The organism is Halalkalibacter sp. APA_J-10(15), assembly GCF_023017105.1.
Lineage (GTDB): Bacteria > Bacillota > Bacilli > Bacillales > Bacillaceae_D > Halalkalibacter.
The window spans coordinates 250151-265688 of the sequence record NZ_JALKEV010000002.1; the positions used below are offsets into that span (position 1 = coordinate 250151).

The following is a 15538-nucleotide window of genomic DNA, read 5'->3' on the forward strand; positions in this document are numbered from 1 at the left end:
GTAGATGCTGTATATATTTGGACAATCCTGTCATATTTAAGAAAAAGGCGGTAGCGTCTTTTCTTAATTGTGTTGTGCTGTTTGAAAGTGCGGTTCTTTAAAGAATAACGTGTATCGAACGAAGCCAACGCTCTTCTTTAAATGATCCCACTTGCTTCTTCGGTTCTTCTCACATCTCTTCCTCGAATTTTATGCTTTCTTAGCTTTTTAAATAGACTTCTCCGACAACATCCAAAAAGTGACATCATCCAATCTGATGTCACTCGTTCTGCTACTATTTCACTTTGCTACCTCATTCCACCGCCCTAACGATCTCATCAAGCTCCTCTCGCGTATAGACTCCATCAATTCCTGGTTTCTTTAATAAATATTCAACAATTTCGTTATCATCTAATGCTAACGTAGTTTTTAAACCATGGATAATCATACTTAAATATTCCTTCGACGGCCTCACAAATGGAACATCTAAGTCCCAATCGGCCGTGAACGTTAAAATCGGATATCCTTGCTCCTCACCTACGTATAAAATCGTCCCATACCACGAATTTCTAAATGTCTTGAAGCGATTAAGAATCACTTCTTCTAAATTGATCTCAATCTTCACTCCATTATTTTCCTGCTTCACGACATCGACAAACTGTTCAACGGTTATTAAATATTTTCGACTATATGTATGAACCCTTTCATCTTTCGTTAACCCAATAAATGCTACACCTTGATCTTGCCACCGCGCTGATCGCTTTGCAAAGTAAAGTGGATAGTGCATCATGTATGTTGCCTCATCAATAGGAAGTGATTGATCCCTACATCCTACTTCTACTTTTTGTGAGCCACGTGGCCTACCACCCTTGATATAACATAGGAAGCGTTCCCTACTTAAATTCGAACCATAGCTCGCATACCAAACATAGTTAGTAGACTTATTCATCACACTCATCTCCCCTTTTGTCCATTTACCTTATGATGTTCGCATTCCGTTATAAACATTTTGAATAACCGTTGCATAGCCGATTCTTCACTAGCCATTTCCTCTGGATGCCATTGAACACCCATGATTAGCGGCGCTGCTTCATTCATCCCTTCAACCGCTTCAATCATACCATCAGGAGCAACGGCTACTACCCTTAAACCAGCAGCAAGCTTATCTATCGCCTGATGGTGCATACTGTTTACACGATAAGTCTGATTACCGATCATTTGAAAAAGACGACTTCTCTCATCAATCTCTATCAAGTGAGTCGGCTCTGATCTTACCGTTTGTTGATTGTGGTTAATGGCGTTCGCATGTTGCGCCTCGATATCTTGAATGACCGTCCCTCCTAATGCGACATTGATCATTGTCATACCTCGACAAAGTCCTAGTATAGGCTTGTTCTTTTCCAAAGCACAACGAACTAATCCAATCTCAGTTTCATCACGTTTTGGACTTGTTTCTTCGACTTTGGGACTTGGATGCGAATGAAAGGAATAAGGATCAATATCCTCTCCACCACTCAAAATAATTCCATCACAAACATTCCCCCACACCTCTATCAATTCAGAAGATCCATTTGGAATCATCATAGGAACGCCACCTGCTTGTATGACTGAACGGACACACTTTTCATGAATATGATAGCTCATAATTTGGTTATGTGTCACAATTGAGCTTGTTAGGCCAATGACTGGATGTATAGATGATTCCATAATTTGTACTCTCCTTTTAATCTCTGTCTTATCTCAACAATAAGTCATTCCTTATTTTACAAATAGACAATGATAAATATACGTTAAGTATGGATCACGATTCTCTTTTGGAAAAAATCTCAACCAATTATCGTGATGATCCTGAAATAATTTTAAGTCGCTACAGTTGATCACACACCTTTTAGCTTTTTTGGTGCGCCTAATTCTGAAGTCATTTTAGGCTCTGACATATTAGCCTTTACTCCTGCCAACGTGATGGCATATACGTACTGCCTAAATGAAGAACAATGGAAAGAGATCACAGCACCTATCCAGCCTAGTACTTATATCGGACCATACAAGGATTGCCATCAGTCCACTCCGTTGAATCCATCCTATCATCCACTCAATTATCAAAACCAAGCAACCCAACCTCCGTATCAGTCATTCAACTCAACGCCTTACTATAAACAGTATAGATACTAAAAAAGAACGATTGTGTTAATGGATCTAACACAATCGTCTCCCTTCTCTTCTACATCATAACAGCTTCATTTCACAGTTCATCACGAGCCAACGCCTTCTCTCCAGCCTCCAACACTTCTATAATTCGATCTACATCATAAACACTGCCACGCCACGTTCCTCCACTTACCGCCTGCAGTGATGCCCAAAGGCGGGTATCATCAGGTAGCTTAGGATTTGATTTCAGCTCTTGATGAGTGCTGCGACTATTCAACAGCTTTGTTGCATCAGCGATGGGTAGCTGATCATCTTTAGTTCCAATAAATTGAACCGTCCCTTCTAAATTCAAACAATCAATGACAATTTCAATCATATCGCCATTACGTAGCTTTCCGATCGGACCTCCGGCTAATGCTTCTGGACCAATATGACCGATACATGCTCCAGTCGAAACCCCCGAAAAACGAGCATCAGTCAATAACGAAACCTGCTTCCCAAACGGTAAATATTTAAGGGCTGACGTTAGTTGATAGGTTTCTTCCATCCCCGTCCCGAGTGGTCCACCACCGATTACGACCATCACATCACCTGCTTCGACTCCACCTGTTTTGATCGCCTTGATCGCATCCTTTTCAGACGTAAACACCTTTGCTACTCCCGTATGGCGATACACCCCATCCTCCCCAACAACAGACGGATCAATAGACGTCGACTTAATGACAGCTCCTTCAGGCGCAATATTCCCCTCTGGAAACGTCACTGTTGACGTAAGGCCTTTCTCCTTTGCTTGTTCCGGGCTCATAATAACCTCTTCCGGCTGGACACGATCAGCCGCAAATAAACGTTTTCTTATCTCGGTTCTCCGCTCTGAATGCTCCCACCAGTCTAGGTTCTCACCAAGAGTCGCTCCTGTTACCGTTTTCACATCTTCATGTAATAAACCTAGCTTTCGTAAATGCAGCATCACCTCTGGAACACCACCAGCAAGGTAAGCACGAACCGTCGGATGATAATCAGGTCCATTTGGCAAGACACTTACTAACCTTGGCGTTTTCTTGTTTATGCGTATCCAATCTTCTACAGTCGGAATACGACAGTTTGCTGCATGGGCAATCGCTGGAATATGAAGCAGCAGATTCGTAGAACCACCAAAGGCCGCGTGAACAACCATCGCATTTTCAATCGCTTTATCCGTTAGTATGTCCTTTGTCGTCAGCTGATTCTTTTCCATCGCTAATACCGCACGAGCCGATTGTCTCGCCATCTCTCCCCAAATCGGCTGTCCTGATGGAGCTAATGCTGAGTGAGTAATCGCCAAACCTAGCGCCTCTGCCACCACTTGAGCTGTTGCAGCTGTACCTAGAAATTGGCAGCCACCTCCCGACGTCGCACACGAAACACACCCTAACTCAGCCGCCTCCTTTAACGTAATTTCTTTATTAGCAAATCTCGCACCAATCGTTTGGACCTTTCCGGCGTCCTCGCCAACGGTAGGTGGCAGCGTCACTCCACCAGGTACAATAATCGTCGGCAAGTCCGCTGTTCCTGCAAGAGCAATCATCATCGCCGGTAGCCCTTTGTCACAGGTCGCCACACCCATCACCGCCTGCCGCGTCGGAAGAGAGCGGATTAACCGACGATAAACAAGGGCAGCATCATTTCGAAATGGAAATGAATCAAACATACCAACAGTCCCTTGAGAACGACCATCACACGGGTCGCTTACAAATGCAGCAAAGGGCACCCCTTTTTTTTCACGAATCTCTTTAGCTGCCTCTGACATTAATAGATCGACTTCCCAATGTCCAGTATGGTAGCCTAAGGCAATAGGACTGCCATCGTGATCTCGAATACCACCATTTGTCCCAAGTATCAGCACCTGCTTACCAAGTAGCTCTTGGGGTTTCCATCCCATTCCGACGTTTTGCGTCATACCAAACAAATCACCACTTGGTGATTCCTCAAGCATTTGTGCTGTAAGAGGTAGCTCTCCTATTGGCCCTTTCGCATGTGTTTTCACGTTGTAAATCGATTGATCTTCATCAGAGAAAATAGTATATAGTGACATAGCAACCTCCAATTTTTATTTTGTCGTGCGCAGTCGTTAAATCGTGTACGAAGCCGATCACGCAAATTCACTTACAGCCAATTTTTTTGAACCATCACATTCTTATCCCTCTCCGCTCATATCTGGCAGAACGTTTGCTTTTTCTAACACCTGCTTCACCTGTTCAACCTTCTCTTCACTTAAACGCTTCGTTGGCGGGAGTTCATATGTCGATACATCCATCCCACATAGCCTCATCGCTTCCTTAATAACATTCACAAATGGACTATCAATCTTATACAATAGTGGAAGAATAGCTAGTTGCTTATAGAGCTTACCCGCTTTTTCTAAATCACCTTTGCGAAAAGCCTCATAAATTCCTACTGATAACTGAGAAGCGAAATTTCCACTTGCCGAAATCACCCCATCTCCACCTAACTGAAGCGTATTTAACAAATGATCATCAAACCCACACAAGACTGAAAAATGAGGATGCTTCCCTTTCACCTTAATAATCAACTCACGAATATGTCCGACAGAGTCAACCGTATCCTTAATGGCAACAATGTTTTCGTGTGCATCAGCAAGCTTTGACACGAGGTCGACAGACAAATCCTGACCTGTGAGATTCGGAAAATTATAAAGAACAACAGGAAGATCGACAGACTTAGCAATGTCATCATAATAGCTAAACAAGTGTTCATCAGACAAAACCCAATAATATGGGTTAATGACAACAACGCCATCCGCACCGACCCGTTCGGCATCCTGACTTAACTCAATCGCTTCCCTTGTACTCGTACTTCCTGTGCCAATCAAGACAGGCACTCGCTTATTCACATAGGAAACCGCAAATTCAGCTACCTCTTTTCGTTCATTTACTGACATCTGCGAGAACTCTCCCCCCGTGCCAAGAAAGAATAAACCATTCACTCCTTCACCTATCAAATGATCAATTAACCAACTCATTTGTCTTTTATCTAGTACACCTTGCTCATTAAATAGAGTGGACACAGGCGGTATCACACCTTGAAAGCTCTTTACATTTCCCACTATGCTTCTCCTCCTAATTTGTTTTACATTATAAAACTTAGTTCTATTATTTAAAAATATGGTGCTATTATATCATAGAATCAAAGACCAAAGGGAATCGTCTTGTCGTTAATAGGTTAAGAAAAACGCGTTGGTTTCTTTTATTAATTGCGTTGCGCGGAGCCGTTACAACGGTTTTCAGTTATTCTGAAAATGGGGTTCTTTCAGAATAACGTATACGAGCGAAGCCAGCGCTCTTCATTGAATGATCCCACTTGCTTCTTCGTTTCTTTTCACATTTCTTCCTCGAATTTTATGATTCTTATCTTTTGAAAAAGCGCTGCTTCAAGACAAGGGCACCAAAAAAGTACAAATCAACTTTTTCAGTGCCCTGCTACAAGACGCCCTCTTTTCTTCACTTAGCTTCTACGTTAAAATGAAAGGGTTCGTTTATTGCAAAAATAAGAAGAATATGAGGGTGGATCATGCCAATCATTCAATCTGTCGTACGTGCTCTCACGATATTAGATCTATTTGATGAACAGACGACTGAACTTAAAATTACAGAAATAAGTACACAAATGGGACTTCATAAAAGCACCGTGCATTCATTATTAAAAACACTTCAAGAAGCCAACTACATTGAACAAAACCTTGAGAATGGAAAATATAGATTAGGGATGAAGCTAGTCGAACGAGGGAATTTAGTCATAAGTACCTTTAATCTCAGAAATGTCGCTAGAAAATATTTACTCGATTTATCAATAGAAACCGGACAAACGAGCCACCTTGGCATTTTAGACGGAGATGCCGGAGTATATATTGACAAAAAAGAAGGAGAAAAAGCATTAATTCGTTACTCAAGAATCGGTAAACGCATCCCACTTCATTCAACGGCTATCGGAAAAATTCTATTAGCGTATCAGAATGAGGAGAACGTAAAGAAGCTACTATCTGATTACGTCTTCACACCATTAACAAATAAAACGATTATGAACCATGATGCGCTACGAAAAGAATTAGATGATGTCATAAGAAAGGGGCATGCTATTGATAACGAGGAAAACGAGCCGGGCGTTCGCTGCATAGCCGTCCCGATCAAAAACCTCGAAGGCGAGCTCCTTGCTGCGGTTAGTATTTCAACATTAGTCTCAAATGTGAATGATGAACAGCTTCAAGACTATCTGAATTTACTTAAAGATACAGGTGCCAAGCTATCAGAAGAAGTGCGTTACGGAACTGCGACATAATAGAAAAAAGCATAAAAAGGGCACTGAAAAAGTAAAAAACCTTTTTCAGTGCCCTCTAGATTTTAAATTTTTTAAATGCCTCGCCTTATCCATTTTTCAATAATAAGCGAAAGTTTGGCAAATATGGGCTTCTCCCTAGATGCAAGCTACTTATTAAAAACAGCGTCCTTTCTACTGTACATGTCATAAGCAAAATAACCAAATAAATAACCAAATCCAGCACCTAAACTAGTTGCAAATAAGACAGAAATGGGAAGAAACAAACCGACAACTATACCAATATTACAGCCAAAAACCATTCCAATTGGTATTAAACTATCTAATAAACCTTGAGCACTTTTTGATTTCATCTTACCTAGTTTACCTTCGTTATATTGATGCTTCAGCCTTCCAATAACAAATACGACAATCGCTCCCACGATGACAACAGGTGCTATCGCCATGACAAATCCCACGCTAAAACCTCCTTTACTTTTACATACTCTTGAAAGTTACACATTATAGGCAAATCGTAACGACTATCTTCATCCCATCTCATTCAGCGAAGTATTATATTTGAATCATGATTTCCGCAGTATTTTCTCCATCGCTTTTCCTTTTGCTAACTCATCAATTAGCTTATCCAAATAGCGAATTTCCTGCATAGTTGGCTCTTCAATATCTTCTACTCGCACACCACAGACTACCCCTTTGATTAAAGTTCGTGAAGGGTTTAGCTTAGGAGCATCCGCAAAAAAGGTTTCAAAGTCTGTCTGTTGCTCTAATTGCGCTTCTAACTCTTGATCGCTATATCCTGTCAACCAACAAATAATTTCATCCACTTCTGCTTTCGTACGCCCTTTTTTCTCCGCTTTTGTGACATAATGCGGATAGACACTTGCAAAGCTCATTGTATAAATCTTATGCTTGGTCACGAGACATGCTCCTTTCTTTTGTTTCGTATCCAACCTTCTGTATTGTTTTTATTCAAGAATACCATAGAATTTTTAAGAACGTTTCTGCATAATCAAACTTTGTTTACAGGGGATTGACTTCTTTCATGTCCATTTTATAGTATAACTCATCTTATACGTATCTATTTTATGTAATAATTCTGCAGGATCAGAAGAGATTAAAATCAAGTCCTTATACTCTCGTTTCATAAATCCCTTTTTAATAATATGATCAATCATTTCCATCAACGGATCAAAAAAGCCATTCACATTTAATAACCCACACGGTTTTTGATGATAGCCTAATTGAGCCCATGTAAAAACTTCAAACCATTCTTCTAAGGTCCCTGACCCTCCAGGTAGAGCTACAAAACCATCTGCTAATTCTGCCATTTGTGCTTTACGTTCATGCATACTCTCAACAACAATTAATTCGCTAAGCCCTTCATGAGCAAGCTCAACATTTTTTAATTTTTCTGGTATAACTCCAATGACTTTTCCCTCGTATTCTAGCACTTTGTTTGCTATAGCTCCCATACAGCCAACTTGTGCTCCCCCATAAATTAATACTTTACCTTTATTCGCCAATTCCATACCGAATTGTTCTGCAGAATCAATATATGTCTTGTCATCTCCATAACTCGAACCACAAAATACAGCTAAATGGTTTCTCATTAAAAACACCTCTAATTTAATTGTTCTCGAATCTTTTTGTTAATTTCTTCTTATGTTCTTCAAAGACATCTTCTAGACTAATCTGATACTTGTTAGCAATTACAGCGATATTACCTAAAACATCTCCTAATTCTTCTGTTAATGCCGCTTTATTATATGTATAAGTATTTCGTTCTTCATCTGGACGATCTCTTCCAATTTCTAATGCGCGAATCGCTCGTGCCACTTCACCGGTTTCTTCTGATAAAAAACCGATTCTCACAAAAATATCTAATTCTGACCATCCTCTTAACTTATAATAATGATCGACCCATTTTTGAAAACTTTGTACATCCATAGATATGTCCTCCTCTTTCAATGTAATGCAAGTCCATAATAAAGCACAATATATAGTGATGTTTTTTTATATTAACACGATATATAGTGGATATAAAGGAAGAATTCTCATCCTAAAGGTTAGACTTCGCCAAATAAAAGGTACTAGCATTCTATCCGATACCAATATCTATACACTTCTTTAAAACCCAATTTCGAATAAAGATTTAATGCTGGACGATTATTTAATACAACTTGAAGATATGCATGTTCGGCTCCATTTTCCTTACCCCAATTTAAAATAGTAGCAATTAATTGTTTTGCATACCCTTTGTTCCTATACTTCTCATTAGTAACAATATCAAACAACCCTATGTATTCCCCCTCTAGTACGCCCATTCCACAGGTAAGTGGCTCGTTTTTGTCGTTAAACAAAATGACATAGCAAACTTCAGGAACAATCCTTTTTAATATCTTTTTCAATGTAACTTGGTCAGTACCTCTTACATGATTTAATTCACAGAAATAGAAAAACCATTTCTCATCAAAAGTGCTATATAAAACGGTTTTATTTGCAGTTGGTACTTCAACATCATTCAACGATAATAATTGGACACTTGTCAAACCATCTAATACATACCCTTTTTGTTCAAGAATACGATCCAAGTCGTTGGGGAATACATTTGTCGTAAGCTTGTAAATAACTTTCAACTTTTTGCGACGATACATTTTTCTCATAGTTTCTATCTTCTCTTCTATCACATCATTTGATGAATAGAGTGGATAAATAGAATTGGCTCTTTTGGCATAACCATCAGAAAACCTGACTACCCATCCGTCAACAAGCTGTGTTTGAAGAGCTGGCAGAGCATTCATTGATAGTTCCTCTATTTTTTGGATGACTAGCTTATTATTCATTAGATTAATTCTCCCCTTGACTAACATGCTGAGATTCTCCGAAAATTTCATAAAAGCCTGAGATTATCGTTTACATGATTCTAATTAACAATCCCTATTCAGCACACATCAACACTACTTTTTCGCAATGAGCAAGAACCTTTTTGAATTTGTACGAATCCCTTTTTTGGTTCGATTGTTTTGTATGAAATCGTTCAAACTATCTAAGTCTCTTTCTCTCTTACCGAAATCAGGGATAATTGGTGTATGTTGAAGTAAAAATAGCAAATCCTCAGGTCTTTGATAATAGTCGATTGCATCGTATTCAAACGATTGAACCTCAGAAAAGCCCGCATCGTATAGGTCCGTTACATACCTTTCCTTTAACGTACCATCGACTTCCCCAAAAGATTGTCCCCGTCCAAAAGCTGTCTTTACATTTAATTTATCAGCTTCACTTACTTGTTGTGTCAAAAAAGTCCCGCCATTCTTTAATACCTTAAATACTTCTGTTGGAGCAAACGGTGCATGGCAGGCTGAAATAACATCAAAAAAATCGATAGGAAAATGCAAATCATCAGACGACATTTGGGAAAATCGGACGTTTAATGCTTTTGATTTTCTAAGATTCGATCGAGCGGTCTCCATCATTCCCATTGAAAAGTCAATTCCAACTAAGAACATCAAGGAAGAGGCGATTCTTAATACGTTTTCGCCTCCACCCGTTCCAATGTCCAAAAGAACATCTGAACGTTTGCTTCTTTTCATAACTTCTTCGTAAAAATCCCACTTAACCCCTTCAGTCTCCACTTGTAAATGACTAAAATCCCATCCATTTACTTCTCCAACCTTATCGTAAAATTGTAATTCATCCATGTTTATAACCTACTTTTCAAATGTTTTAAAAATGATATCGCTCTCATTTAAACTGCTATAAAATCATCTATTCTTTACCGTTAAATTAAGGTCTATTCCAAAACAAAGTTCTTATTAAGAAAGGAAGGATCATAATCAGAAAAAATAATAGACCATTGCTAATGAGAGGTCCCTTTTTATTTTCAGAAAATAAGGCTAATACCAATCCGGCTCCAGAGGCAATTGCACCAATTAACAGCAATTTACCGACAACGAATACAATAGACATAATGGAGGAAATTAACCCAACGATAAATAAATTGATGGAAATCGAACCTAATCTGCTCTTCAAATGATTTCACCCCTGTTACGTTGCAGAATATTGAACGATACAACTGCGCCGTCGCTTGTTTAAGTACATATTTCCACAGTTAGGCTTGAGATGTGATTGGGTGTTTAATATGCGATGGAAATTTATTGTTACCATTAGTTTTTACAAATAATACGTCATCTCCGTTAAAAATTTCTCCTTTCATATTAATGTTTTGATAGTCAGGGGTATAGTGGAAGACAATTTTCTTCGTGTTTTGATTAGAAATGGTTGAGAGAACCTTAAATCATTTTGGTTTTCACTTTGACACTCCTACTCACTCACTTTAGTTAAATTAGACTGAACACTAGGACCATACTCAATCCAATTACTGCTCCGACATCTGGTACGAAACTTCTATTCCCTTTTCTTTTCTCCAATATTGTCACCACTTTCCCAAGTATGACTAATAGAATGGCTATGCTTATGACGGTATGACTAAAAGCAGAGCTGAATGTACTATGATCAGATATTAGGACTACGGATATTGGAATGATTATGAACAAGGCTGCACTCACATACAAGACCCATTTCCATTTATTCATTTTAATTAAAAGTTCCTCTCATTTTTAAAATTCCTTTCATACCTTTTAACGTTTATTCCTGTACAATAACAAAGGAGCTCCATTAACAACTGTTCCAGTTCTTTTGATTAAAGAATTCATTTTAAAATAAGTATTTTTCTAAAGCATAAAATACTCCGTCTTCATTATTTGAAGACGTCACTACATTGGCTTTGTCTTTAAGATCATCCGGTGCGTTCCCCATCGCAATACCTAATCCTGCGAATTCTATCATCTCTAAATCATTATAAAAATCTCCGATTGCTATAATCTCAGACTTATCAATGCTTAGTTTGTGTAACACTTGTTCTAAAGCACTCGCTTTATGCGCTTGAGGATGAATTCCTCTTCTATTTCTTAATCTTACAATATAAGTGATAGATTACATTTTTATGTTTTCGTACATCAACTTTTATCAACACAGAAAAAGCACGTCTTATTTCAGAACTCAATTCCAACAACATAAGACCTACACTTTATTTCTTTCAAACCATTCATATTCTAAAATACTCATCTCCCATAAACTCCAATAATCCTCACCTATTTTTCTTGACTCTGTGTAATCCTTCTTTAACAAATCCTGATTTTTCATAACAAGCAATCGCCGTGTCATTAAAATCAAACACTCCAAGACTAACTCGATGTAAGCGAAGCTCCTCAAAGGCAACTTTAAGAATTTCTTTCATCATTTGTTGACCTATCCCTTTTCCTCTTATACTTTTTTCACCAACTAAGACTTTTCCAATTCTTGCTGATTTGTTTGTTGTGTCAATTTCCCCTAATGAAATATGACCAATAATTTTTCTAGTTTCTTTTTCTATTACACTATAGACAAAAATAGTAGCGTGATCTTTATTCGCCTTTTCAAGGTAGTTTTCTAATTGTTGTTCATCTAAAGGAAATCTAAAAATAGGACCTCCCCATTGAAGTAAAAACTCAGGTGTTTCAATCCAATTTATCAGTTGCTTAAAATGGGTGCGCTCAAAAAATATTAATTCAACCATATTGTAGGTCTCCTGTTTATTTTAATAGATGTTTTATTCCCACTAACTTGCATCACTTGTTGACGTTTAATCACTTATCGTTTCTTTTCTCCGTTTCAACCTTTTAGTGACAAAATTGATAACCACGTAAATGATTATTACATTCAATAATATACTTAAAGGATTAATGTGTAAGCCGTCATTACCTGTGAAAAAATTAGTTCCAAACCATATACTATTAGGCTCCCTTTGATAAATGGTTATACTTGTTAAAGGGTAGCCATACGTATATCTTCCCATCCCATCACTCATAAAGCGGCTAGGGACTAAAACGACTATTATCGCACAGAGCAATACACTGTATCCCACGATTGTATGATTAATCCGCTTCAAAATACCACCTCATTAATCGTATTTTTCTACAAGCCTTCACCCGTTTAGCAGCTAAAAAGCAGCCCCTTTCATTCATGCCCGTTTTCTGTCCTTGCATTTTACACTCCACAACACGAGATATTGAATGACAACCATCATTGAACCTAAGGTTAGGACTAAAATGGTCCTTTCACTACGCTCTGCATAGACATAAATACAGATGATACCAATGACCAGTATGATCAAACAGGATAATGTCACTATTATTATTTCCTTCTTCATAATCCCTCCTCCATTTCCGAATATGTATTTCTTGTTAATTTCACTATCACTTCATTTTAACATTAATTTCCTTTTTATAAAGAGAAAAAGCGTCCTTTTTAGGGTACGCTTTCTCTCCTTAAGTCTATAGTTAGTGAGTATATTTATTACTTCCTGGGAGGCTTTTAATTGTATTCCATGCTTCAATTGCTTCTTTTCGACTTTTCTGTTGATTTTTCGGGTCCGTATAAAAATCACGTATAAATTGGTTGTATTCAAATTGAGGAGCGATTTTTTTCTTGTATGTAGGATCTTTTTTTCGTTCTTCTTCCTCATTCCATGCATCGACAACATCACGATACGTTTTTCCAATATTATTTTTAAAGTAGTTTTGGATATAGGTAGAAAAATGAAATTTAGGGATGATCGTCTTAAAGAATGCTCGTACCTCTTGACTGCAACGATGATTTTCCGTAATGACGGTCTCAAGGTTTAATTCTAAATCGTTATCGACCTTATTGCTTACCCTTGATTTTCTAATTGGCTTTTTAATCTCTCCTGTATCGATATATGTACGAATCCTATCAGAAATTTCTACTTTTGAACCAGAAGTACTTATGCCATTCTCTCTACAAAATGTTTGTAGCTCTTCCTTTAACCAGTAGTAATCATTGAAATCTTTCATACTCACTTCTTTTGTTAGGTTCGGCCTCATATCCTTCACCTCCTTGTACTCTCAACCAATTATAGAACATATATTCCCCATCCGTCTATTGTTTTTTACCATATGATGCCTCATGATACATATCTGTTCTTCATGAAAATTCAATAATCCTTATTCCATTAAAGTGCCCGATTGTTGAATATTCTTTTTCTATTGAAGAGTATCGTTGTACTGTACATTACTTTAAAGCATCTATGTACATTCTCTTTTAGGACGGAGAAATTATTGAGGCTGAAGTTGAAATAAGGGATATTACGTAGATAAAAAAAAGGTAAATGGTAAGAATGTCTCCCATGAATGTATTCGAATGCTTAATCATGATGTTCTAGAATTAGCATCAAGAGTGCAAATTAATACTTGAGTGGATTCATAAATACTCTGTTAAATCTCACCTCCTTTAATGCAAAGTTGGTTCAAAAGCGGCATAAAGGAGGCATTTTCCTATTTTCAATGATCTTGCTCAAGTTCAGTACCTATGAAATCCTATACCGTAAATATCCATTCTTACATGAAAAAGTGCGTTACTCTTGCCTTACCTAGCTAAGCAAACTCCCTCTTAACCAGGCGCGTGGATGGTATGTTCCGACGGGAATTTGGATCAAGCTGGTTTTTCCTTTCGAACCGATCTTGTAAAGTTCATCACATTGATTCGCATTGAACCCTAACAACGGATGCCCCCCCATTCCTAAAGCACACGACACCAAGAGCAGCCGTTGCACGAGAATGCCCGCTTCCATCTGTTGAATACGGTATCCTCTATACCCAAATATCTCTTTGAGGTGATCCCTGTCTCCAACCACATGCATACAGAGTGGAACTTGATACAAATTCACATTGGGCATGGTTAATCCAGATTGTAATAACTCCCGGTAATCCCCCTTGGTTATTCTCCGAAGTGCCCGAGTGCCATTGTCATAAGAATAGGCACCATTAGGGATTCCCTCTACATTATAAAAACTGCCATATAAAGACAGACGAGTCTCAATCTGGCCCTGTGTATCATCAAGGTCATTTTGATAAGAGAAGGAAAATGTCTCTTTTAATAAAGTAGATAGTTGTGCTTGACTTACCTTCCCTAACATAAAATCGTTATCAGGAGAATACCGCTTCCTGCAAACAGATGCGAGATCGTACGATAAACACTCTGTAAATGGAAGAAAGGCCATCTCTCTCTCTAAGAGAAGTTTCTCACAATTCTTTTTCTTTATTTTAATAAATGACTGCGATGTTTCAAACATCGATGCTTCATTAAGTTTTCTCAGCATCGGATAATCAATCACTCTCTTTGAATAATTACAGGATACATGATTCAACTCTGGAACTTCCCGACACAATTCAGAAGCAGAAACTGCTTCTCCACTTTTTTGAACGTTGTCAACACGAGTCATTGGTGGTTTCATACTTAAAGGGATAACCGCATATACACTTTCCTCCTGTTCGGATAACCCAAGTAAATGATTAATTGACCGATCAAGAAATTGATAACATACTCGTGTAGAGAACCCCATCCGATTGGCCACTTCTAATGATTGCCCAATTAACACACCTGCATCTAACCCTTGGAGTCTGTAGGAGAAATTATTGTATTTATAAAAATTTTTCCAAAAAACGGTCGAGACAAAAACGGTACAAAAACAATCCGAAATAGGAAGACCATTGTCAATACTTCTAAATAAGTAGAAATCGTAATTTCCTTCTCGTAACAAAATAAGACGATGATGCGCCACATCATAATGGTAAATTCCATTGGGAACGTCATCCAGCTTTACATAGACGTATAGTTCATTAGGATACAACGCCCCGCCTGAGGGAACAAATCTCCGTAAAGACTGAGTATAGCTCACATTTTTTTCTTTGGTTCCATCTATTAAAGTAGATTGAGAGTACTGATTTAGACCGTATATATACCATAAGAAATGACCAAGCTCTTCAAGACGAGGGTTTAGATCATCTTCTCTCTTCTTGATTGTTAAAGGTATTTCTGCAGTAAGGTGGATCTTTGGTAAACCGTGGTACAATTTATATGGAAGCGGCGCATCTTCCCAGTCCACCTGCCAATCTAGGGGAAAGATTTTATCCGTGTCAAAATGCAGTCGATATAGAAATGTTTCTAGCTCCAAAATCTTTTTACC

General features: G+C 38.2%; 17 protein-coding genes and 2 pseudogenes. 2 read left to right on the forward strand and 17 right to left on the reverse strand.

Annotated features, from left to right (window positions below; all coding sequences use genetic code 11):
- Positions 1-292: 292 nt before the first annotated feature.
- The 4 genes from MW695_RS03985 to MW695_RS04005 all read right to left on the reverse strand — a co-directional run bounded on the left by MW695_RS03985 (position 293) and on the right by MW695_RS04005 (position 5230).
- Positions 293-928, reverse strand: coding sequence for a hypothetical protein (locus MW695_RS03985; protein ID WP_247103611.1), 636 nt, complete (start codon positions 926-928; stop codon positions 293-295).
- 5 nt (positions 929-933) lie between these two features.
- Entirely contained in the window at positions 934-1686 is a 753-nt protein-coding gene (locus tag MW695_RS03990; RefSeq protein ID WP_247103612.1) for a gamma-glutamyl-gamma-aminobutyrate hydrolase family protein, read from the reverse strand.
- A gap of 535 nt (positions 1687-2221) precedes the next feature.
- Positions 2222-4198 carry a YjhG/YagF family D-xylonate dehydratase gene (locus tag MW695_RS04000; RefSeq protein ID WP_247103614.1) on the reverse strand — a complete coding sequence of 659 codons (1977 nt, stop codon included), beginning with the start codon at positions 4196-4198 and terminating at the stop codon, positions 2222-2224.
- A 102-nt stretch (positions 4199-4300) separates the two neighbouring features.
- Positions 4301-5230: a dihydrodipicolinate synthase family protein gene (locus MW695_RS04005; protein WP_247103616.1), complete on the reverse strand. Its 930-nt coding sequence runs from the start codon at positions 5228-5230 to the stop codon at positions 4301-4303.
- Positions 5231-5694: 464 nt separating this feature from the next.
- Between MW695_RS04005 and MW695_RS04010 the strand changes: the two genes are divergently transcribed.
- On the forward strand, positions 5695-6459 hold the full coding sequence (locus tag MW695_RS04010) for an IclR family transcriptional regulator (protein WP_247103617.1): 765 nt from the start codon (positions 5695-5697) through the stop codon (positions 6457-6459).
- Between the two features lie 146 nt (positions 6460-6605).
- Here MW695_RS04010 and MW695_RS04015 read toward each other — a convergent pair whose 3' ends face one another.
- From MW695_RS04015 to MW695_RS04070, 12 genes and pseudogenes are all read right to left on the reverse strand, one after another.
- Positions 6606-6914 (reverse strand): hypothetical protein, encoded by a 309-nt coding sequence (locus MW695_RS04015; RefSeq protein WP_483299842.1) that lies wholly within the window; start codon positions 6912-6914, stop codon positions 6606-6608.
- Positions 6915-7019: 105 nt separating this feature from the next.
- Positions 7020-7373 carry a DUF2200 domain-containing protein gene (locus MW695_RS04020; protein ID WP_247103618.1) on the reverse strand — a complete coding sequence of 118 codons (354 nt, stop codon included), beginning with the start codon at positions 7371-7373 and terminating at the stop codon, positions 7020-7022.
- 123 nt (positions 7374-7496) lie between these two features.
- Positions 7497-8066, reverse strand: a complete 570-nt coding sequence (locus MW695_RS04025) for an LOG family protein (protein ID WP_247103619.1) — start codon at positions 8064-8066, stop codon at positions 7497-7499.
- A gap of 16 nt (positions 8067-8082) precedes the next feature.
- A complete protein-coding gene (locus tag MW695_RS04030; protein ID WP_247103621.1) occupies positions 8083-8403 on the reverse strand; it encodes a MazG-like family protein in 321 nt (106 codons plus the stop codon).
- Positions 8404-8546: 143 nt separating this feature from the next.
- Positions 8547-9299, reverse strand: a complete 753-nt coding sequence (locus MW695_RS04035) for a GNAT family N-acetyltransferase (RefSeq protein ID WP_247103622.1) — start codon at positions 9297-9299, stop codon at positions 8547-8549.
- A gap of 114 nt (positions 9300-9413) precedes the next feature.
- The gene (locus MW695_RS04040; protein WP_247103624.1) at positions 9414-10154 is read right to left on the reverse strand and encodes a class I SAM-dependent methyltransferase; all 741 of its coding nucleotides are present in this window, start codon (positions 10152-10154) and stop codon (positions 9414-9416) included.
- Between the two features lie 85 nt (positions 10155-10239).
- Positions 10240-10485: a hypothetical protein gene (locus MW695_RS04045; RefSeq protein ID WP_247103626.1), complete on the reverse strand. Its 246-nt coding sequence runs from the start codon at positions 10483-10485 to the stop codon at positions 10240-10242.
- A 308-nt stretch (positions 10486-10793) separates the two neighbouring features.
- Positions 10794-11048, reverse strand: a complete 255-nt coding sequence (locus tag MW695_RS04050) for a histidine kinase (RefSeq protein WP_247103628.1) — start codon at positions 11046-11048, stop codon at positions 10794-10796.
- A 121-nt stretch (positions 11049-11169) separates the two neighbouring features.
- Positions 11170-11445: an HAD hydrolase family protein gene (locus MW695_RS04055; protein ID WP_308446070.1), complete on the reverse strand. Its 276-nt coding sequence runs from the start codon at positions 11443-11445 to the stop codon at positions 11170-11172.
- 90 nt (positions 11446-11535) lie between these two features.
- A pseudogene (locus tag MW695_RS04060) lies at positions 11536-12070 on the reverse strand (GNAT family N-acetyltransferase).
- A 66-nt stretch (positions 12071-12136) separates the two neighbouring features.
- The gene (locus tag MW695_RS04065) at positions 12137-12442 is read right to left on the reverse strand and encodes a hypothetical protein (RefSeq protein WP_247103632.1); all 306 of its coding nucleotides are present in this window, start codon (positions 12440-12442) and stop codon (positions 12137-12139) included.
- Between the two features lie 391 nt (positions 12443-12833).
- Positions 12834-13397, reverse strand: coding sequence for a DUF6434 domain-containing protein (locus MW695_RS04070; protein ID WP_247103634.1), 564 nt, complete (start codon positions 13395-13397; stop codon positions 12834-12836).
- A gap of 286 nt (positions 13398-13683) precedes the next feature.
- On the opposite strand from MW695_RS04070, the pseudogene MW695_RS23150 reads away from it, so the two are divergent.
- Positions 13684-13767 (forward strand): annotated as a pseudogene (locus tag MW695_RS23150) (L,D-transpeptidase); the annotation flags it as partial.
- A 175-nt stretch (positions 13768-13942) separates the two neighbouring features.
- Here the strand turns inward: MW695_RS23150 and MW695_RS04075 are convergent.
- Positions 13943-15526 carry a SagB family peptide dehydrogenase gene (locus MW695_RS04075; RefSeq protein WP_247103636.1) on the reverse strand — a complete coding sequence of 528 codons (1584 nt, stop codon included), beginning with the start codon at positions 15524-15526 and terminating at the stop codon, positions 13943-13945.
- Between the last annotated feature and the right edge of the window lie 12 nt (positions 15527-15538).

What these genes read in the sequence shown, in the direction of transcription:
- MW695_RS03985 (WP_247103611.1), bottom strand. Translation starts at nt 928, where the DNA reads ATGAATAAGTCTACTAACTATGTTTGGTATGCGAGCTATGGTTCGAAT.
- MW695_RS03990 (WP_247103612.1), bottom strand. Translation starts at nt 1,686, where the DNA reads ATGGAATCATCTATACATCCAGTCATTGGCCTAACAAGCTCAATTGTG.
- MW695_RS04000 (WP_247103614.1), bottom strand. Translation starts at nt 4,198, where the DNA reads ATGTCACTATATACTATTTTCTCTGATGAAGATCAATCGATTTACAAC.
- MW695_RS04010 (WP_247103617.1), top strand. Translation starts at nt 5,695, where the DNA reads ATGCCAATCATTCAATCTGTCGTACGTGCTCTCACGATATTAGATCTA.
- MW695_RS04025 (WP_247103619.1), bottom strand. Translation starts at nt 8,066, where the DNA reads ATGAGAAACCATTTAGCTGTATTTTGTGGTTCGAGTTATGGAGATGAC.
- MW695_RS04030 (WP_247103621.1), bottom strand. Translation starts at nt 8,403, where the DNA reads ATGGATGTACAAAGTTTTCAAAAATGGGTCGATCATTATTATAAGTTA.
- MW695_RS04035 (WP_247103622.1), bottom strand. Translation starts at nt 9,299, where the DNA reads ATGAATAATAAGCTAGTCATCCAAAAAATAGAGGAACTATCAATGAAT.
- MW695_RS04040 (WP_247103624.1), bottom strand. Translation starts at nt 10,154, where the DNA reads ATGGATGAATTACAATTTTACGATAAGGTTGGAGAAGTAAATGGATGG.
- MW695_RS04050 (WP_247103628.1), bottom strand. Translation starts at nt 11,048, where the DNA reads ATGAATAAATGGAAATGGGTCTTGTATGTGAGTGCAGCCTTGTTCATA.
- MW695_RS04070 (WP_247103634.1), bottom strand. Translation starts at nt 13,397, where the DNA reads ATGAGGCCGAACCTAACAAAAGAAGTGAGTATGAAAGATTTCAATGAT.